14 protein-coding genes are annotated in these 20,778 nt (G+C 61.8%); 5 read left to right on the forward strand and 9 right to left on the reverse strand.

What is annotated here, in order from left to right; all coding sequences use genetic code 11:
- Window positions 1-3 precede the first annotated feature (3 nt).
- Entirely contained in the window at window positions 4-972 is a 969-nt protein-coding gene (locus GX444_06885) for a radical SAM protein (GenBank protein NLH48312.1), read from the forward strand.
- Between the two features lie 9 nt (window positions 973-981).
- Here the strand turns inward: GX444_06885 and GX444_06890 are convergent, their stop codons facing one another.
- The 8 genes from GX444_06890 to GX444_06925 all read right to left on the reverse strand — a co-directional run bounded on the left by GX444_06890 (window position 982) and on the right by GX444_06925 (window position 12,123).
- The gene (locus GX444_06890) at window positions 982-2,472 is read right to left on the reverse strand and encodes a B12-binding domain-containing radical SAM protein (GenBank protein NLH48313.1); all 1,491 of its coding nucleotides are present in this window, start codon (window positions 2,470-2,472) and stop codon (window positions 982-984) included.
- A 144-nt stretch (window positions 2,473-2,616) separates the two neighbouring features.
- Entirely contained in the window at window positions 2,617-4,185 is a 1,569-nt protein-coding gene (locus GX444_06895; GenBank protein ID NLH48314.1) for a hypothetical protein, read from the reverse strand.
- A gap of 63 nt (window positions 4,186-4,248) precedes the next feature.
- A complete protein-coding gene (locus tag GX444_06900; GenBank protein ID NLH48315.1) occupies window positions 4,249-5,466 on the reverse strand; it encodes a hypothetical protein in 1,218 nt (405 codons plus the stop codon).
- 225 nt (window positions 5,467-5,691) lie between these two features.
- Window positions 5,692-7,605 carry an asparagine synthase (glutamine-hydrolyzing) gene (asnB, locus tag GX444_06905; GenBank protein NLH48316.1) on the reverse strand — a complete coding sequence of 638 codons (1,914 nt, stop codon included), beginning with the start codon at window positions 7,603-7,605 and terminating at the stop codon, window positions 5,692-5,694.
- A 27-nt stretch (window positions 7,606-7,632) separates the two neighbouring features.
- Complete coding sequence (locus GX444_06910; protein NLH48317.1) at window positions 7,633-9,096, reverse strand: glycosyltransferase family 39 protein; 1,464 nt, start codon at window positions 9,094-9,096, stop codon at window positions 7,633-7,635.
- A 45-nt stretch (window positions 9,097-9,141) separates the two neighbouring features.
- Window positions 9,142-10,392: a radical SAM protein gene (locus tag GX444_06915; GenBank protein ID NLH48318.1), complete on the reverse strand. Its 1,251-nt coding sequence runs from the start codon at window positions 10,390-10,392 to the stop codon at window positions 9,142-9,144.
- A complete protein-coding gene (locus GX444_06920; GenBank protein NLH48319.1) occupies window positions 10,385-11,503 on the reverse strand; it encodes a radical SAM protein in 1,119 nt (372 codons plus the stop codon). Before GX444_06920 ends, GX444_06915 begins: the two co-directional genes overlap by 8 nt.
- A gap of 152 nt (window positions 11,504-11,655) precedes the next feature.
- Window positions 11,656-12,123, reverse strand: a complete 468-nt coding sequence (locus GX444_06925) for a GNAT family N-acetyltransferase (protein NLH48320.1) — start codon at window positions 12,121-12,123, stop codon at window positions 11,656-11,658.
- A gap of 221 nt (window positions 12,124-12,344) precedes the next feature.
- Here GX444_06925 and GX444_06930 point away from each other — a divergent pair, with 221 nt between their 5' ends.
- From GX444_06930 to GX444_06940, 3 genes are all read left to right on the forward strand, one after another.
- Window positions 12,345-14,534, forward strand: coding sequence for a hypothetical protein (locus GX444_06930; protein ID NLH48321.1), 2,190 nt, complete (start codon window positions 12,345-12,347; stop codon window positions 14,532-14,534).
- A 94-nt stretch (window positions 14,535-14,628) separates the two neighbouring features.
- A complete protein-coding gene (locus tag GX444_06935; protein NLH48322.1) occupies window positions 14,629-15,897 on the forward strand; it encodes a hypothetical protein in 1,269 nt (422 codons plus the stop codon).
- A 17-nt stretch (window positions 15,898-15,914) separates the two neighbouring features.
- Window positions 15,915-18,650: an Ig-like domain-containing protein gene (locus tag GX444_06940; protein NLH48323.1), complete on the forward strand. Its 2,736-nt coding sequence runs from the start codon at window positions 15,915-15,917 to the stop codon at window positions 18,648-18,650.
- 85 nt (window positions 18,651-18,735) lie between these two features.
- Here GX444_06940 and GX444_06945 read toward each other — a convergent pair whose 3' ends face one another.
- A complete protein-coding gene (locus GX444_06945; GenBank protein ID NLH48324.1) occupies window positions 18,736-19,992 on the reverse strand; it encodes a hypothetical protein in 1,257 nt (418 codons plus the stop codon).
- A 430-nt stretch (window positions 19,993-20,422) separates the two neighbouring features.
- On the opposite strand from GX444_06945, the gene GX444_06950 reads away from it, so the two are divergent.
- The gene (locus GX444_06950) at window positions 20,423-20,749 is read left to right on the forward strand and encodes a hypothetical protein (protein NLH48325.1); all 327 of its coding nucleotides are present in this window, start codon (window positions 20,423-20,425) and stop codon (window positions 20,747-20,749) included.
- The last annotated feature ends 29 nt before the right edge of the window (window positions 20,750-20,778 follow it).

Raw genomic sequence — 20,778 nt, forward strand, 5'->3', positions numbered from 1 at the left:
ACTATGCAAACCAAGGCCCTGATCCGCACGGGACGCGCGCTGGCCGGCCGGGAGCCGTTTCCGCTGGCGTTGCGTTGTCGCCTGACCTACCGCTGTCAGGGTCGTTGCCGTTATTGCGCCTTGCCCTCGTTGAACGTTCCCGAGTTGGCCACCGACCAGTGGCTGGCCGTTTTTCGAGCGGCGGCCGCGGCCGGCGCCTGGCGCATCGCCTTTGACGGCGGCGAGCCGTTGCTGCGGTCCGACATCCGCGATCTGGCCGCCGCGGTGATCGACCTGGGGATGACCCTGCACGTCAACAGCAACGGCCTGGAAGTGCCCCGGCACCTCGACTGGCTTTCACGGGTTTCCCTGGTGCAATTGAGCCTGGACGGCGACCGCGCCACTCACGAACTCTCGCGGCCGGGAATCCCTTATGACGCGGTGATCGACGCGGCGCGGCTGCTGACGTCCCGGCGGGTTCCGGTCCGCTTCATTTTCACCATCACCGCGGCGACGGCTGAGGCCGTTCCGCGGGCTTTGCAAACGGCCGCGGAACTGCGCGTACCGATTCTCTTCCAGCCGGTTTTTCCGCTCCGGCTGTCGCGCGGCGCCGCGGCGGTCGATGACGAGCCGGAAAAACTCCGGCCGGCCATCGAGTACCTGTGGCGGGAAAAGCGCCGCTCCCGCTGGATCGCGAACTCGTCGGCCGCCCTGCGCTATTTGCGCGATTGGCCGCGAGTCCCGTTTCGGCGGTGTGCCGCCGGTTGGTTGTTCGCGGTGGTCGAGCCCGACGGCTCGCTCGTGCCGTGCGAACGAATCGACGGTGTCCCGCGCCTGCCCTGGAGCCCCGACCTGGATCTGTCCGCCGCGCTGCGCCGGCTGCAAGGCTATTCCTGCGCCGGTTGCGGTTTTTCGGGCGCTTATCGCCTGTCACGATTGTTATCGGTGCTGCCGCTACACGGTAAACCGGCGGACGACGAACCGGAGCGTTGAGGGGAATGCCTAATTATCGGCCGGCGCCGGCTTGACGTACTTGCGCAGTCGACGGTGCGGATTTTCCTGGTAGGCCTTGAAACGCGTATCCAGCACCGCGCGCTTGCTCTGCGCGAAGATCATCGAAAAAAGCGCCCGGGTTTTGCGTTTGAATTCCGTCCAGGTCCGGATGCCGAGCAGCGACCGCCAGAGGAAGCCGGGGCGGACGTAGAAGCGCAGGTAGGCCAGCTTGGTCAGGCGGTTGATTTCGTCGTTGGTCAACGCCGTCCAAGGCCGCTCCAATTCGCGCTCCTCGACCTGGCCCAGGATGTATTTCCGCCAGTAGTCGTCGCCGGTCCGGGCGAGCATATCCTGCCACATGGGCGAACCCGGCTTGGCGGTGAGCTTCGAAAACTGCGCGTAGTCGAGGTTGAGCCGGGTTGCGTAGTGGACGGTGCGTTTGATCGTTTCGGCGGTTTCGCCGGCGACACCGGTCAGGAAGAAACCGAGGGTTTTGATGCCGGCTTCCCGGGTGGCGCGGATCGCGTCTTCCACTTGGGTCAGGGTGATTCCCTTGTGCATTTCCGACAGCTTGTCCGGCGAGTCGCTTTCGATCCCGTAATAAATGCGCCGGCAACCGGATTCGCTCATCAGCTTCAGCAGTGGCCGGTCCACCGCGTCGACTCGCGAACGGCAGGCCCATTGAAGCCGCAGATCCCGGCGGAGCATTTCCTCGCAGATCGTCGTCGTGCGCCGGCGATCGAACGTGAAGTTGTAGTCGAACAGGTCGATTTCGCGGACCCGGTACTCGCGCCGGCACTCTTCCATTTCCGCCAGCACCTTTTCCGGCGAGCGGGCGTTGTAGGGCGTGTGCGACACCTCGCAGAACGTGCAGCCGCAGGGGCACCCCAGGCTCGTGACCATCACGGTGAAATTTTTTTGTTCGGTCGGAAACTCGGCGTAAAGATCGTTGGGCAGATCGCGGCGCAACGGATGGGGGAAGTCGTCGAACCGCACCGGCCGCGATTCGGTCATCCGGATTTCACCGCCTTCCTTCCAGACGAGCCCGGGCACGGTCTCGTACCGGCGGGCGCCGGCGAATTCCGTCAAAAACAGCGGCAGCGTTTCCAACGCCTGTTCGACGACGCCGAAGTCGATTTCCGGGTGGGCGATCGATTCCTTCGGGTAAACGCGCAGGTTGAACCCGCCGACGATCACCGGCACGTCGACCCGCGCGCGGATGCCGCGTATCCACTCGCGGGTTTCGCCGAACATGTAGGTGGTCATCATGTAACCGATCAGGTCCGGCCGGAAGGCGTTCACCCGCCGCGCGGTTTCGGCGATGTCCAGTTCCAGCGTCCGCGCATCGATGAGCAGGGTTTCGTGACCGGCGCGCTCGGCGATCGCCGCGACCCAGGCCATGCTCAAGGGAGGGAAAAGCCCGAAAAATCGTTGCACCTTGGCAAGGTTTTCCTCGTGCAATTTGTAGCGAAAGGGCGGGAAAATCAGGGCCAGGCGCATCGATTTGTGCTCATCTGAAAACGCGGGAGGGGCAATTCCGTTCCGAATTTCGCCAGCGGGAGATCCGTCACGATCGAGCCTTCCCGGGAACGTAGTTTTTCTTCCGGTCACGACTTCGCGCCGAGATTATAATTTCCGGGGTGGTCATTGTACAGGCAGCGGCCCTTTTGAATCGTCGCGTTCCAGCAAAAAAAGGTTGTGGAAATCCCAGCGCGGATTCAGCCGGGTGAAGCGATATTCCGGCATTTCGCGCCGGAGGTCGGTCGCAAACGTGTTGGGATACAGTGTCAGGACGTACGCCCGCGGCAGGCCGTCGAGCATCGTCCGGAACGCCGAAAAGCGAAAATCAACCCAATCCTGTGCGCGAAACGGGATGCCGTATTCCCGCAGGTAGAATTCCGTGCCCAAGCCGATATGACGGTAGAGGATCACGGGCAGCGGGTCGCGGCGCAAGCGATCCTGCAATTGCGTCAGGGTGTCCGAAAGGCAATAGCGCGACTGGTAAAAATTTTGCGCCAGTTCCTGCGAGGAGGTCCCGCGGGCGATGTCGACCAGGGCGCGGCGGTCCATCAGGTCGATGTTCAACCAGAAAATGACGTTGCAGTAAACGAACAGGGCGACCAGCAGAACACGGGGCGCGCGCCGGAGAAACGGAAGCCCTTGGTAAACCAGCGTCAGGGCCGTGGTGAACCACAAAACGAACAACGGTGTCGCGACCGATAGAATGCGGGCGGTGCCCAGATCGCCGATGCCGAGCAGGTAAAAGAGAGCGAACGGCGTGAGAAGGGCGGTGGTCAGCCAGGCGAACCTACCGCGCAGCCGAAGCACCGCGTCCGACCGGCTCAAGAGGACGACCAGGCAGGCCAGGATCAAACCGGCGACCAGGAGCCACTGATCGGCGATGAAAGCCTTCACCGTGCCCGGCAGGACCACGCTGAAGGCGCGCGGTTCGCAATCCCAGCCGCGTGAAAAGTGATCGACCACGCGATTGCTTCGGCCCGGCAGGCGAAAAAGCAGCGGCGGAACATAGCCGAGAAAACCAAGTGCGGCGCCGGTCGCCAGGGATCGGAGTTGCAACCAGCGGTTGGTCCGCGCCTGGGCCGACGCCCGCGCCATCGCCGCGAGGCCGGCGACTCCCACGCCGCCGAGCAGCAGGGCGTTGGTGGGGATGGTGTAAACGAGCAGAGCGGCGCAAACGAGAATGCCGATCCGGTCGCGGCGCCGCTTGCCGGACCAGGAAAAATAGAGCAGCAGCGATAAAAGCAACATGCTCAGGATGTACCCACGGATTTGCAGGCAGAAATTGTAAAACGGGATCGAAGTAGCCAAAAGAAGGACGACCAGCGGCGCGGCCTCGCGAGCGAGAAAGCGGACCGCGATCCGGTAAAGAACGGCGAAAATCGCCAGGGTATAGGCGAGCGGCACCAGGCGGATCAGCCAGGGGTGGCGCAACAGCGTCCCCAGTTGCAGGCCGAGCCCAAGCCGAAACGGCAGTGTGAAAAGATTGTCGAGCAGGTTGAAGAAGATGTGATTGCCCACATCGTCGTAACGCAAAACCGTGACCCACGGCGGGACGAAGGTGAAAAAAGACAGGGAGCTGAGTTCGTCGAACCAAAGGTCGAGATCGATCCGCCGGCCGAGCCAATACCCGAACGGCAGCAACAGAAGGATCGCCCCGAACAGGTCGCGCGGGTTGAAAGAAAGGCGCCGCATCCCGATCGTCTTCATTACCGGCACACTAGCCGGAGGCGGGAAGGGGAACAAGACGGAGCCGGGTCACTCCAGCAGATCCCGCCAGGTCGGATCCTCGTCGACCAGTTGGCCGATCCAGTCGTAGAGCGTCGTTCCGCGAATGGCCCGGTGCGGCCCGCCCGGCAGCAGGAATTCGTAAGTGGTGTGGGTGTTGCCTTGCACGAAAAACCGCTTGAAACGGCCCGGATAATCCGCGTGGATTTCGTCGGTCACCGCCATGAGGGTTTCCTCGAAACGGTCCGGATCCATGCCCAGGAACCAGGTCGAGATGATCCAGTCGTGATACGAGGAAAACAGGCCGATCCGCAGTTGCCGATCGTATTGCAGATACAACTCGTAAATGTAGGTCTGTACCGTGCCGCCGCATTTCGTGCAGTCGTCGGGGATTTGAATGTTCCAGGCGTCCTTGATCACTTCCCAACTCGCGAGATCGTCCGGGTTCCAGAAGCCGGTGCCCGAGTCGTTCATGATGTAGGTGTCGGTGTCCATGTACTGCGATTTGACGATCGCCCAGCCGAGGTAGGTGCCGTATCCGCCGGCGCTCGAGCCGGAGACCAGAATCTTGTCGGGATGCGGAAAATACTTGCGCATCAGCGTCACCGCCGCGCCGACCTGCCGGAGCCCATGGTGGTAAGCCCACCGGCCGTTTTCCATCAGTTCGTTGTCGCCCATATGAATGCTGTGATCGCAATGCGGCACGTAAATGAAACTCCAATTGCGCAGCGGATTGTCCTCCTCGAACGATTTGAAACCCATGTCCCACGGATAATCGAGCGGCACCGCAAAGCCGCCGCCGGGCCACGTCGCGCCGCCGCCTTCCATGAACAGCATCACCTTGTTTTCGGTTCCCGGATGAATGGCGACCTGCATTTTCGCGCCGAACGTGCAGCGGCAGTCGTCGGTGCTGTAGGTGAAATAGGTGTAGCCGTTATGCCCCGGGGCGCTGGATTCGGGCTCGATCCCGATGTACCGGTCGACATCCATCTTGTCGAACAACTCTTGCAGCTTATCCAGGTTGTCGTTGTCATCGTCGTCGTCGCCGGAATCGTTGTCGTCGTCGGTTCCACCGCCGCCAGAATCGTCGTTGTCGTCGTCATCGCCAGCGGCGGCATCGTCATCATTATCTTGAGCCTGCCCATGACCTGATCCGGGGTCGTCGTCGTCGCCGCAAGCGTTGAAAACCAGTAAGGGAAAAATGAGGAATAAAAAAAGGACCAGGGCCGAATGGAAATTGGCTTTCATGACATCCTCACCCAATCGTCAAGCCGTTATTAAAGAAACACGCCTTGGATGAACTCGTCCCCGACCGCGAAATCCGAATCATTCCGCCGCTGCCGTCGTGACAATGATCGATGAAAGTCCAAGAAGGGCTGATTCATGGTACATGAAAACGGCAAAAATAAAAGCCAAAATGTGTGGTATTTGAGCGTTTTGGAGTGGAATCGTTGGGTGGTCGCGGCAACCGTTTCAAGCGGGCGGCGCGCCGGCCGGCATCTCGCCGTGCCGCTCCAGGTAAATATGGCGCCAGAGTTGAAAATGCAGCAGGTTCCATAACGGGCGGGCGCGATACAAATTCCCCGCCCGATATTGCTCCACCCATTGCCGCACGCGGCGCGGTTCGAAAATCCCTTCCGCGCGCAGTTTGTCCTCCGCGAGCAGTTCGTTCATCCACGGCCGTAGTGCTTCCAGCCATTGATGGATCGGGACGAAGAAGTTTTCCTTGGCCGTGCCGCTTACCGCGGGCGGCAACCACGGCGCCGTGGCCGCGCGCAGGACTTTTTTATTGGTCCGCATGCCGAGGTTGTCGGCGAGGGGAATCCGCAAGGCGCGTTCGACGAGGCGATAATCGAGGTACGGGACGCGGCATTCCAGGCCGTGCGCCATGGTCATGGCGTCGCACTTGAGCAACAAGTCGGTGGGCAGGCGATTGGCCAATTCGAAGCGCAGCAGGTCGGCGACCGCGTCCGGCCCCGGCGCGTGCGCGAACCAGGGCGCGGCGAAATCCTCCGCCAGCCGTTCGAGGCCGATCTCTCGCACGTGTTCCGGCAGCAGCAAGCCGGTCGCTTCGTCGGCGAGCAGCACCGCCTGCACGGCCAGATAAGCGCGGCCGGGCGAATCGAGCGCCGCGAGAAAGCGCGCCAGGCGATCGAGGCCTTCGGGCCCCAGAATGGAAAAATAGCGGAAAAACCGGTCACCCAGGTGCGGCGGGATTCGGCGCAGCACGGCCGGCAATACCCGCAACGCGCGCGGCCCGATCACTCGGGCGGCTTTCCAGGCCCATTGCAGGATCGCGGCCCGCTCGTAACCGGCGAAAATCTCGTCGGCGCCTTCGCCCGAAAAAATGACCTTGACCTGCTCCCGCGCCCGTTTGGCCAGCCGAAAAAGCGGCAGCGAGGTCGGGTCGGCGCATAACTCGTCATAGTGCCAGACAATGCGCGGCCAGTCGGCCGCCGCTTCCGGACCGACGACGATCGTCTGCGACGAATTGCCGAACCGATTGCGCAGCGCCGGGAGATTCCGGGCGGCGCGCAAGTCCGGCAGTTCGGCGGTGAAGGTGCGGATCGGCCCGGCGTGGTGCGTCATCGCGGCGAGCAGCCCGGCGGAATCGACGCCGCCCGAGAGGAACAAGCCGACTGGAAAATCGGAACGCAGGCGCAACCGCACCGAATCCAACAGCAACTCGCGGATTTCCTCGGGCCGCGTCGGTTCCACCGTGTCGCCGGCGGCCGGGGGCGTCCACCAGACCGTCAGGCGCAATTGCCCGTCGGCCCACCAGCCGCGATGGGCGGGCGGCAGTTTGAAGATGCCCGGGAAAATCGTTTCAGGCAGATCGTTGTGCCGGAACTGCAGAAAATACGCCAGCGCCGCCAGGTTGGGCCGCGCCGGCGGCGGTTCCAGCGGCAACAAGGCTTTGATCTCGGAAGCGAACAGAAAATCGCCGCGTGCGACGCAGTAGTAGAAGGGCTTGATGCCGAAGCGGTCGCGGGCCAGGAAAAGCCGCCGTTCGCGACCGTCCCAGATCGCGAAAGCGAACATGCCGTTGAATTCGGCGAGGCAGTCCTCGCCCCGGTGGATAAACGCCTGGAGCACGACTTCCGTGTCGGTGTTCGTGCGAAACGCGATACCGTCCCGGCGCAAGCGTTCGCGGATTTCCAGGTAATTGTAGACTTCGCCGTTGTGCACGATCGTGTAACGGCCGGTCGGGTCGGTCAGCGGCTGCCGGCCTTGCGCCGAGGGGTCGAGAATGGCGAGGCGCGCGTGCGCCAGTTCGATGCCGTCGCCGGAGAAAAGACCCTCGTCATCCGGACCGCGATGGCGCAAGGCCGCCAACGCCCGCCGCCATTTTTCGGGCGGCAGCGGCTCGGCCGCGATTCTGCCCACGAAGCCGCACATTTCGTCCGCTTTTCCTCAACGAAGGGATTTGTTTAGTCTTCGCGCCCGGTGTTCACGCCACAGTTGCCAGGCCTTCGCCCAGGCGGCGCCGAAGATCAGAAAATAAACGAGATCGAACGGATAGCGATAGCGCATAATCGCGATGCTGACAAAAAATTGCGGTGCGTAGAGATAGATCAGGGTGGCATAGACGGCGACCCAATAAATTCGCGCCGCGTTTTTCGGAACCGCGGAGCCGTGACCGCCAGTCGATTCGTTCCCCGGTGATTCCAGCGCGGTGATCCGCTCGTCCCGGTCGCGTCGCCAGAGAACCCCCAGGCCAAGCAGGAGCGTCAGGAATATCAGAAAACGCCTACCCAACAAGCCGGAAAGGGTGAAATACAAGCCGCTGGCGGTCACGACTTCCAGAAAGTCCGGCTTCGCCGGTTGGCCGAGCGCAGCGACGAATTTTTTTTGGCAGGTGACGAACGTCGCGCCGGGCCTCGGCCATTGGGCTTTTTTTTGCGCGACGACTTCCAGCGAAAACAGTTCCTCGACCAACAGGTGTGTCCGGGCGTTCAGCGTCGCCGATATTTCCGCCAGCGAGCGGCGGAGATACGGCCACGGATAATGCCGGACATACGCGCGCCAGAGTTCCATCACCGCCGCGTAGGCTTCTTTTTCGGAATTTTTCCCCCGCGGTAACAGTTGGTTTTCAATGTGCTGAAACGCCCGGTAATGAATCGCGCCGTAATCGGTGCGGCCGACCTCGTCCAGGTAATCGCGGATCGCCGCAAGCGTGGGATCGGCGACCGGCAAGGCCGCCAGCGGCGCGGTTTCGTCGCCGACCAACCGATACATGACCACCGGGGCGAGGCCGTTGGAAAGGGCGATTTCGCCCGTCGCCTGGTGAACGCGTCCGACGGCGGGAGCCAAGACGAGCGCGCAGCCGCCGAAAAGCACCGCCATCCGAACGGCATAGCCTTTGAAATGATGCCGCGACAGATAAAACGGCGCGAGCGCCAGGGCGACCACCACCACTTGCCACTGGGCCACCGGTCGCACGTCGGCGGCGCATCCCGCGAACGCGCCGGCCAGGAAATACCAGGTGATGGACCGGAAGCGGATCGCCTGCCAGAGGGCGCCCAAGTGCAAGGCAATGAAGAACAGAAACAGCGTTTCCGACATCAAAACATGGCCCCAGACGACGAATTCGCCGTACAGTACGAAGGCCAGTCCGGCCAGCAGACCGGCCGCCCGGCTCGCGGCGCGACGGGCGATCGCGTACCAGATGATCGCGGCGCCCAGGACCAGCAGATGCTGGACGATCACCGCAATCAACGGGGAAAACAGCCGGAGGAAGAGACCGTACAGCGGCGGAACCGAGATGGATTGAAGATCGCACCGGTACCCGAAGGTGTCGTGCTCGACCAGCGGCGGCAGGCGAAGTAGCGCCAGCGGCAGGCGCGCCAGTCCCCAAACCAGGACCAGCAACGGCAAGTCCGTTTTCCAGGCCGATGTGGTGGATAAGCTTTTTCGCATCGCTCAGTTATACATCCAATTGCAGCGCGCGCATTGCGGCGGCGTTCGCCCGGTGCGGCGGAATTCGTCGAGCACCAGGCCGCGAAAGCGGTCGGCGGCCGCCGAGCGCCAGGCGTCGCGCAGCGAATGCGTGCGCACGTTGCCGTAAGCGATATACGGATAATCGATGCAATAAACGAAATCGCCGTTCGGCGCGAGGTGCAGACTGATGAACGGGGCGGCGCACAGCTTCTTTTGGCGCGGCAGTTCGCCGTTCGCGTAGTAGTTGCGCAACGCCGCCGCGTCAAAACCGCCGATCCGGTGGAAGCTGATCGCAAACGGCGAAATCCGGCGTTTGATCCACGCCACCGATTCGGCCAGGGCCGCGTGATCGAAGTGGCGCAATTCGTCCCGGACGAAGGCTCCCCACGGCCCGGGGGCGTAGCCCCATTTTTGGGCCAGATGGTCTGCCGCGACGGCCGCGTCCGGCGTGAGGAAATTCAACAACTGGACGTTCCACCAATCGATGGGCAGGCCGCGGCAAAGGCCATAAGTTTCGCGCAGGCGGCCGGCGTTGAGCGCCTGAATGACGCTGCTGATTTGAATCAGCGGGCCCCGGCGACCGATGGCTTGGCGCGCCGCCGCCAGATTGCCGATGCCGGCCAGGGTGCGGGCGAAAGCGTCCTTCTGGCCGCGCACCGCATCGTGCACCTCCGGCGGCCCGTCGAGCGAAATCGTCACCACGTCCACGCCGGTCCCGACCAATTCACGAGCCAGGTCGCGGTCGGCCAGCAGCAGGCCGTTCGTGCTCAGGCGGGTCGGGATCCGCCGGCGGCGGCAAGCGTCGAGCATGCGGAACAATTCGTCGCCGAGCAGCAGCGGTTCGCCACCGGTAAACTTGACGTAGGGGCGTGGCGACCACGTTTCGATTTCGCGAAAAGCCGGCGCCAGGTCGTCGTAGGAGAGGCGGGCGCCACGATAGGGCGGCTCTTGCATCACCTGGCGGATGCCGCACATCCGGCACGAAAGCTGGCAGGCCGAACTGACGGCCGCGACGATTTCGATCGGTGTCCGCCGGGAAACGGCCCGGGCGCCGGCGACGGATCGAGCGGCGATCGTTTCGTAGAGTCGGCGCAGGAAAATGGTTTTCGCGAAGTTGCCGTAGCGGGCGCTCAACCGGGCGATGCGCCATTGGTTGTTGGCCATGGCCGCCAAGAGTTCGGTCGGATTTCCTTCACGCCGGTCCATCCGGTTTTGGGGCGGCGCGTCAGTCATGGTCGCTCCGGGAAGAGGCAGGAAAATCCACCGCCACATAGCAACAACCCCAGCAGGCGGGCAGGGTTCCCGCGGCGCGGATCGCCCGGCGAAAATCGCGGAACGCCGCGCCCCGCCAGATTTCGCGCCAGGACGAATCGCGCACCGATCCGACCTTTACGCTCAGGCAAGGAAAGACGTCGCCCGCGGGATTGATGACGAGATTGCCCCACGGGCCGCGGCAACGGCGCATGCAGCCCGGCCCGTCGGCCGGCGAAAGAAAGAATTGCGCCGCCGATTCCGCCGACGGAAACGGCGGATAGAAGCGAAAGCGCGTGCGGCCGCTGCCGCGTTGTTGCCGCAAGCGCGAAAAGACCGCCGCGAACTCGCGCCGCGCGGCCGGATCCCGCGGGCCGAACGGGTGCTGTTGCCGGAACTCCGGAGGCGACAAATCCGGCTTCAAAAACGGGCTGAGCATGACCGGGTTGTCGTAGGCGAGGGAGAAGGTCAGGAAATCCGCGTCCAGTTCCGTCGCCAGGGCGACGAAGTGGTCCACCTCGTCGAGGTTGCCTTCGTGCACCACGACCTTGAGGTCCAGCAGCGGCCGGCGCTTTCCCGTGGCTCGCTGGCGGGCGCGCAGCCGGCGCAGATTTTCGACCGCCATTTCATAGTGGCGCGGCGCGCGAACGAAGGCGTCGTGCCGCTCGGGAGTGCCGTAAATCGGGGCGCCGATGAGCACGACCCGGCGGCGCAGGATCCGATCGATGAGTTCGTCGGTGAGCAGCGTCGCGTTGGTCAGCAGATTGACGACGCGACGCCGCGCGATGCCGTCGAGGAGGCGCTCGAACTCGGGGTAGAGCAGCGGTTCGCCGCCGGTGATGGTGATCAGGGTATAGGGCGGCAACGAATGGGCCAGCGCGATCCAGTCGGCCGCGTTCAGGCCGTCCGGGGGCAGGTCCTTCGCGCCCTGGGGAGTGTGCTTTTTACAACAATGACGGCAAAAGGAATTGCAGCGGTAGGTGATTTCGAATTGGGCGCGGTAGGGGGCGAGAAATCCGGAATCGCCGAGCAGGAAGGCCGCGCCTTCGTGCCACGAAGTCAGACCCCGGTACCAGACATCGGCGGAAAGCACTCCTTCACCTCGACACCCGCAAAAAAAAAATAGCTCGTGGCCGAGGTATAGCATTGCCGATTTTAGCCGTCAATTATTTGCGGCGAACCAGCATCCGGAGTTTGAGCCCTCTGCGGAACGATCGGCGCGGACAGGAACCTTCGCCGAGTGATTCAAGCGCGGGCTTTTTCCATCTCCAGAAATTCGATCGATTCACCCTGCGGGTCGAGTTTGCAGCCTTCGCCGGTTTGTCGGAAGCCGCAGGCGCGGTAACAGGCGATCGCGCGGGCATTGTTTTTCCGGACGTGCAGGCGAACCCGTGCCAAGGAAAAATCAGCCGGGGCGGTGCGAATGGCCAGGTCGATGGCCGCTCGCCCGATTCCTTGGCCAAGCAGATCCTCCCGGCCGATCAAAATACCCAACCGGACGATCCCGGCTTCTTCTTTTTCCAACCATACGGTGCCGACCGCCGTTCCGTCGACGACGATGACCGACCACTGATAGGCTTCATCGGCAGGGAGGGACCGCCGGTTGAATCGCCGGGGGACGCAACGCGACAGGTAACGCCAAGCGTCGATGGTTTTGCACCAACCGTCGAGCGCCGGCAAATCTTCTCGGGTGAACGGGCGTAAGGTGATCATCTGTTTTTCGCTCCTTGACTACCCCGTGTTTCGACACATCGAAAGAGGGGTTGGTTCCAATCTTGCCGGCGGCTGATTACCGACGTTTCCAAACCGGTGAAAAAACAAAAAAATTGCCGGCCGAAGAAAACCCCCCTGCTTGTGGTCGGCGGCGGCATCTGTTAAGAAGTTGTTAAACCAGAATGAGCATTTCGTTATCTATCCGGGAAAGGTGAACCGCCATGGCACTGTGGAAACAAGCCTGCCTGTTGGCCCTATTAATGATTGCGGCGATTTTCGTCTTGAATGCCTGCACTTCCGATGACGACGACGATGATAACGACGCGGCGTCGGGCGACGATGACGACGACAACGACGACGCGGCGACCGATGACGACGATGAAACCCCGCCGTCCGGACGCGTACCGACGACCCTGGACATGAATTACCTGCCGGTGCGCCAGGGCGACCAATGGGTGATGGCGATCGGCCACGGCGACCAGCGGGTCGTGCGCAACGACCTGGGCGTCTCGCGGCCCACCGAAAACCTGTCGAATCGCGCGCGGCTTTCCCTGGCCTATTTCTTCACGGCGACCGACTTGCACATCGGCGACGAAGAATCGCCGACCCGGATGGACTTCTTCGAGTCGAAACACATTTTCATGGGCGCGTTCGACGCCTCGAGCCGGCCGCAGTACGACCTGTCCGCGCACGCCATCAACGCGCTGGCTAGGACGGCCAACCGCATCCAAGTCGACTACGGCCGCGATTTCGACTTTGCGCTGCTGCTCGGCGACAACGCCGACAATTCGCAGACCAACGAACTGGCGATGATCGTCGACGTCCTGGACGGCGGCGGCCTGCTGACCGACGAGGGCTGGTGCCGCGTCGATTCCGGCGACCTGGACATCAATCCGAACACCGGCCGCGACCGGGGCGAGCGGAATTTCGGCTTCCAGGAAACCGATGGCGAGGGAAATATCCTCAATAACTACTACCGTCCCGACTGGCCGAACTCGAACGCCGATTTCACGTGCGGAGGCTTGCGCCGCTCTTCCGGCGATCCGCTGCCGTGGTTCTCGGCCATCGGCAACCACGACGTGATCAACATGGGCACCTTCGATCCCATGGGGCCGCTGACCTTTTACCGTCCCGATGAATACGTGGCGGCGACCTCGCCCTTCGGTTTCGAAACCGGCCTTCCGTCGGCGATCGCCTACTGGAAGGAAAATCCCGATCAGAAACTGCGGATTGCCAACGGCATTCTGGGCTTGCCGTTGGACTGGGGTTCGGTGTTTTCGCTGGTCGAGAAAATCGGCCTGCTGGGCGATTACGAGGCCGACCTCAATGCGGACTTCGTGCTGATGGATCTGCTGCACGACACGCCTTCGCAGTCGAACGACGACGGCGTGCCGATCACCGCCGACGAAACGCGCGCCTACATGGACACCGCCGGCGTGATGCAGGTGCTGTACGAAACCGGCCATGCACTGTACGAGGACCGCAACGACGACGGCGAGGTGACCCCGGACGACGGCGGCTTCTATTCCTTCGACCTGGCCGACGTCAGCGGTCGGGCGATGCCGGTGCGGTTCGTCGTGCTCAACACCACCGAGAAGCTGCTTTTCCCGCAAGGCGGCGTGACGGCGGCGCAACTCGCGTGGCTGGAACTCGAATTGTCGCGCGCCGAAAAGGACCGCGTGCTGGTGGTCGTGGCTTCGCACCACCAGGAAAGCGACACGATCGCGGGCGGCGACGAATTGGCCGCCACCTTGAGGCGGCACCCGAACGTCATTTGCCACCTGGTCGGGCACGGGCACGACAACCTGATCACGCCGCACCGCGGCCCCGACGGCGATCCCTACCGCGGCTACTGGGAAATCGAAACCCCCTCGGCGACCGACTTTCCGCAGCAATGGCGGATCGTGGAAATCGTCGACAACCGCGACGGCAGCGGGTCGATCTTCCTGACGAACTTCGATCACTTCGCGCTGGAGGGCGACGACGCCGACATCCTGTCGGACCTGAGCCGCGAACTGGCCTTTGAAGATACGCTCGCCGACGGCTATCACGGCAACGCGCCGTTCGGCCATCGCGGCACGCGCCAGGATCGCAACGTCGAGTTGGTTTTCGCCATCCCGACCGAAGTGCTGCTGAAATTGCAGGACATCGAGGACGACGAGCCGGTGACCTCGGTAGAGGAACTGGGGCACGGCGCGGCGATCCCGGAAAAGATGGCCACCCAATCGACGGCAGACGAATCGTCCTTCCGGCCGGCGGCGCCCCGGCTGAACTTCGCGGGTTTGTGGCTGCGGCTGGTCGCCTGGGCCGAAGCGAACGATCCGGACGGGCTGGGCCGGCGGTTGGCCGAATTGCGGCCGTTGACCGCGGATGAGCGGGCGCGGTTGCGGGATTTGGGTTACCTGAAATAAAATCAAGTTCTCGCCGAAAAAGGGCAAAAGCCACGAGTAGTGGAAACGAGACGCGGCGCCGGTCTATCGCCGCGCTTATCCGAAGGAGATCATCATGAAAAGATTGATGTTGACCGCCTTGGTGGTGCTGGCGATGGTCGCCGGCGCCGGCGCGGCGCAGGCCGGATTGCTGTTTGTGCCCACAACCTACGGGCTGTCGGCCCGGTCGGTCGGCCTGGGCAACGCGATGACGGCGGTCGGGTACGATTACTCAACGACGTTTTTCAACCCGGCGGCGCTGGGCGCGTTGTCGGCCAACCAGATCGACCTGGGCTACCTGTACGCCGGGCCGCAACTGACCGGCGGGCCCAAGGACGATTCGGAGGCGGTCGATTTCGATACGGCCAACAAGGTCGCGTTGATCGGTTTCACGATGAACCTGGGTACCCTGTTCAAGAAGGAACACGGGTTGGGCCTGGGCTTCGACATCGCGATGGACAACAACACCAAGTCGTTCATGGCCTTCGAGGAAAAGCGCAGTGACGACGGTCAATTCATGCGCTACGGCCTGACCAGCGTGACGATGACCACCGGCCTGGGCGTGGAAATCATCCCGCAGCTTTACCTGGGCGCGGGCGGGTTCATCATGGTCAAAGGCGAAAACAAGCTGATCGCCGAGACCGACATGGCCGGCAACACGAAGGAAGAGCAGATCCAGGTGAGCGCCGAACCGGCGATCGCGCCGATCGTCAGCCTGTTCGCGCCGGTGCACCCGATGGTCACCCTGGGCCTGACCTATCGCGGCAAGGGCCTGGCGCAATTCGACAACATCGACGCGGCCACCAAGGCGCTGGTCAGCGATTCGCCGCTGACGAATTTGAACCTGGTCATGGCTTTCAAAGACACCTACGTGCCGCAACAGGCGGCGCTGGGCGCGTCGGTGACGCCGCTCAAATCCCTGCTGATCGCCGTGGACGTCACCTGGGCGAACTGGGGCGACTATCAGAAAGAAATGGAAAAGGGCGACGTGGTGAAGGACAGCGCGAAGTTCGACACCCGGGATCTGTACATTCCGCGGTTGGGCGTCGAATACGGGGTGCTGGATAACCTGCAGCTTCGCTTCGGCTACTATTTCGAGGACACCCCCTTCGCCGACCCGGGCCTCGGCAACACCGTGGTGCTGGATAACGCCAAGCACGCGTTCAGCCTCGGCGTCGGCCACGACATGACCTACCTCTCCTGCCTGAAACACGCGCCGTCGATCGGCGCTTCGTACTTCCTGCACTACCTGGCGCCGCGCACCGTGGAGGCGGGGGACGGCCGCGAATTCGAATCCAGCGGTCTGATCAACGGTGTGGTTGGCACCCTGACCCTGAAGTTTTAACGGGGAGGAGGGACGCCATGAAACGCTTGATCCATTTATTCCTGGGCGCGACGCTGCTCGTCGGCCTGGCGCTGGGCCTGGCCGGTTGCGGCGATGAGCTGGAACCGCTCGAAGCTCCCGCCGACAATGACGCCTTTCGCGTCTTGATGACCAATCCGCATCACGAGATGTTCAACGTGCCGTTGACCAGCTCGGTGTTGATTTATCTGTCGCACGAGATCGATCCGCCTACGGTGGCCGGTCACGTGCTGCTGACCGACGCCGCCGGCAACCAACCGGAGGTGACCACCGAGATTTATGACGCGTCGATCGTGCTGACGCCGACCTCCAACTGGGAGGAACTGACCGACTACACGCTCCACATCCTCCCCGGCATCCGCGACAAGTCGGGCCGGACGATGAACGAGGAAAAATTCTATACGTTCCAAAGCGGCATCCGCCGGCCGAAGGCCGCCGAGCAGCTTTCGGTGCGCCGCGTGGTGCCGGGCGACGAGGATCCGTGCTGGGACTTTATGACGTTTCGCGTGTTTTTCAACGAACCGGTGGAACGCGACACGGTCCGCTACGGCGAATCGGTATTGTTTGAAGACGTCGACACCGGCGAGCAGTTGCCCGGCAACACCTTCGCGCGGGCGAGCCAACTCGTGTTCGATCCGGACGCCGACCTGGTGGCCGGACACAAATATCGCCTGACGATCACCAACCAGCTCACCGACGTGCAGGGCAGCCGGTTGGCCGAACCGTTCGTGCACGAATGGACGGCGGTTTCCACGGGCAAGCACACGAAACTGGCGATGGACTATTGCCCGACGGCGCTCGGGGGCTACGGTTTCTGCGCGGCGCTGCCCGATGACGAATCGTATCCGCAAAGCCGGATGCTGCCGCGCCGGGCGAACTCGGTTTACACCAAATCGGTCTTCCTGGGCGACACCGACATGATGGTCGGCGGCCGGCTGTGGAACGAATTCGGCGACGCCAAGCTCTCGCCCAAACGCGTCCCGTTCGTCGTGCGCAAGGGGCAGAAGCTGATTGGTAAAGAGTTGCAATACAAGGTCGGCGGCGAGATCAACTCGGGCATTTACACCGGCAACATTTACATCACCCTGTTGACCGACGCCGTCGGCGAGATGATCGGTTCCGAGTTCGTCAGCGGGGAAGCGGGCCTGCCGGCGACCATCACACTGATGATGGATTCGGCGATGAGCCTCGACGATCCGACGGCCAACGCGATGCTGCCGCAGCCGTTGCTCGGCATCCAGATGGTGGGCCTGGCCTCGGTGGCCGTGATCGACGAAGCGACCGGCTACGAGGCGATGAAAATCGAACTGACCGGCTACTCCGAACTGAACCTGGGCAACGAACGCATGCCGGTCATCATGGCGCTGCAGATGGTGCCGCCGCCGACGTTGCCGGAAGAAGAGATCCTCGACACCACACCGCCGGAAGTGCTTTCGGTTTCGCCGGTGGACATGGTGGTCGAGCCCGATGACATCGGCAATCTGGTCGACACGCGAATGGCGGGCGATCCGATCATCGCCTATTTCTCCGAGCCGCTCGACCCGGATACGGTGCGTGATCATTTCTACGTCGTCGGTCCGGAAGGCAAGGTGCCGGGGCGCTACGACATGTACCATCCGAAGATGTACTTCGAGCCCGACGAGCCGCTCGACCCGGATACGATCTACCGCGTGGTGGTCGAACCGGGCATCGAGGATATTTCGGGCAACGCGACCACGGAACGGCACGAATACACCTTCAAGACGATGCCTTACCAAGGGTCGGCGACCGAGCCGATGCGCCTGCTGGCCACCGTGCCCACGCGCGAAACGAACTCGATCATGCCGCGCAATTATCTGCCGGAATTCTATTTCTCGCAGATCGTCGATCTGGACTCGCTGATCAACGGCGAAACGTTCATGCTCTACGATGTCACGGCGGGCGAAATGATTCCGGGCACGATCGAAAGCTATTCGATTTTCGTCGATTTCGTGCCCGACGAGGAACCGATCGCCGGCCACCTCTACCGCTGGGAAATCACCGAAGGAGTCACCAACCTGGACGGTCTGGCGCTCGACACCGATATGGACGGTGTGCCGGGCGGCCCGCCGTACGTGGTGGATTTCACCGTCACGCCGTTCTCGCCGTTCAGCCAGACGGTCCAGTTCACCTATCCGTACGCCGACACCAACGCCAACGGCTGGCTGGACCCGGAGGAAACCGCGACGAAGGTCAACACGATGACCATGAAATCGCCGCTGATTCACGATCCGGCTTACGTGTTGGGCTTCTTCCCGATCTCCGCCTACCGGCTGGCGATGAACGAAGCGTCCGAGCCGCGGCTGCCGGTCGCGGTGGTGCCGCATTCCTATCAGATCGGCACCAGCGTTTCGGTCTCGCTGTCGCTCGGCGGCAAGGCCGATCCGCCGGGATTGCTCGACATGGGCCCGATGCTGATCGAGCTTCAACCCAATTCCTGGACCGATGTGGTGCAGAGCGCCGACAATCTGTTGCAGGCGGACGTGAACATCGGCATGGAGTTCAACGTCGAAAACAGTCTGCTCAATTCGCTCCTGGTGCACGACATGGTCATGAGCATTCCGGGAAAAATGCGCTACACCAAGGATGGGCGCATGATGTCGATCGTTCGCGGCCGGACGATGGCCGGCATGTCGATCCCGATTCTCGGCGTCATGGATGTGCCGGTGCAGGTCAATCTGATCAGCACCACGGTGCCGACCACGCGCGCCTACTGAGCGGCGATTAAGAAAATCAAACCGGCGGCTCCGCCTCATGCGGGGCCGCCGGTTCTTTTTTAGGCGATTGGCTTTTCAAGCGCGATCAGTTGCCGCAGCCGTTATCGTCGTCGTCATCGTCATTGTCGTCGTTGTCGTCATTGTCATCGTTGTCGTCGTTGTCGTCGTTGTCATCATCGTCGTCGTCGGCCGCGTCGTCATCGGCGGTGTCGTCGTCGTCCCCGCCGTTGAAATCGTGGTCAAGGTCGAATTCCTCGATCACCGTATCGTCGGGACGGTGCACCTCGACATGAATCACGGTGCCGTCGATCTCGATGTAGGAGAAATTGTTGGTTTTCTCGCAGGTGACCGTCCAATCCCGCGGGTCGCAACTGTAATGCCGCGAACTCGAACAGCCGGTCACCAGATAGGTAAGGCCGTTCACCACCGAACGCTGGTAGTTGTGGTCGTGCCCCGACATGTACAGATCGATGCCATACTCCTGGAAAAGCGGCACCATCGCTTCGCGAAACGCCAGGACGTTCGCGTCCTCGCCGTGGTTGGAGCAGGAAAACGGCGGGAAATGCGCATGGACAATGCAATGTTGCACACTGGGCTGGCTTTTGGCGTAATCGAGTTGATCCACGAGCCAATTGTATTGTTCCGAGCCGGAATGGTAGGGGATGTCGACATTCAAACTGATGAAATAGGTGTTGCCGTATTGGAAGGCATACGTGGACGGCGAGGGAGTCCCGTCGCTCATCGGATTGGACCAGTACAAAGCGAAATGCGACTTGCCGCCGGGATAAAGGTCATGATTGCCCATGACCGGAAAATACGGCGCATCGCCGGCCAGCAGATCGGTGACGCTCCAGTATTGATCCCATTGTGAAGCCAAAAAGGCGTAATCGACCTGATCGCCGTTGTGCAGGATGAATTCGGGCTCGTAGGGCAGAATGGTTTCGACGATGTCATGGTAGGGCGCGATGAAGCCTTGGGTGTCGCTGATGACCACAAAATGAATCGGTTCGGCCGGGTCCGGCGCGGTGAGGAACGAATGGATCTCGCTACTGTCGCCGCCGCTGCTCACGCGATAGTAGTAACGAGTGCCGGTTTCGAGGGAATCCAGATCCGCCTGGTGCACTCCGTCGCCGGCCACTGAAGCGGCGCTTTGCTCCATGCTTTCGGTCGTGCCGTATTCCACCGACCCGCTCGGATCCAGCGAACCCCATTTGATGGTGATGGAATGATCCGTGACGCCGGTCAACCAGGGGCCGTAATCGATGCCGGCCCAGACGTTGGATACAATCAGTGACAAAACGAAAAAAGCAGCGGCGAAAATCGCTTGGCGGATATTTTTCAAAGCGCCCTCCTTTTTAAAACGCTAACTATGCACTCGCTAAACACTAAAGGATTTGAAACAATTTTCAATAGTTCGCAAGGGGAGGGGCGTTCTCAATTGAATGGCAATATTGCGATAGATTTGCTGAGTTCAGAGCAGATGATGACTATATGGAATGCCATTCCCGAAGAATCGGGAACGGTGCGACTCTTAAATATTATTGTTGAGATACAAAGCCATTTTTCTTGACAAGCCGGTCATTCGTCATGGTAGATTTTATCAGGTCAATGCGCGAGGAAATCGCTTCGCGGCGTTGATGCGGTTTCCTTTCGGATGGCAGGGTGATTTTCTCCTCAGTGGTACAACAAATGAAACTATGGGATCGTCTGAACGCTTTGATAATGTACTTTTACGTGGAAATTACCAAACACTACGAGGAAAGGGGATATGAATGAAAAAGCTTCTCTTTTTGACCGTTTTTGCGGTCCTGGTCGGCGCCACATTGGCGCAAGCGTCATTCACCGCCGGCCCCACTTCGCCGGTCGCGGCATCGCGGCCGGGCGCGGCGGTAGTGGGCGGCAAAGCCTATGTCATGGGTGGCGAAACCGCCAAGGCATACTCCAACCAAATTCACATTTTTGATTTCGCGGCGAATACCTGGTCGACCAGTGCGGCGACCATGCCGACCGGCCTCAGCAACATTTGCGTCACCTCCTACGACAACAAAATCTATGTCGTCGGCGGCTACACCGGCGCGACCGGCAGCAACACACTCTAAATTTACGACATCGCCGGCGATTCCTGGAG

Source organism: Myxococcales bacterium (assembly GCA_012517325.1).
In the GTDB taxonomy this organism is placed as follows: domain Bacteria; phylum Lernaellota; class Lernaellaia; order Lernaellales; family Lernaellaceae; genus JAAYVF01.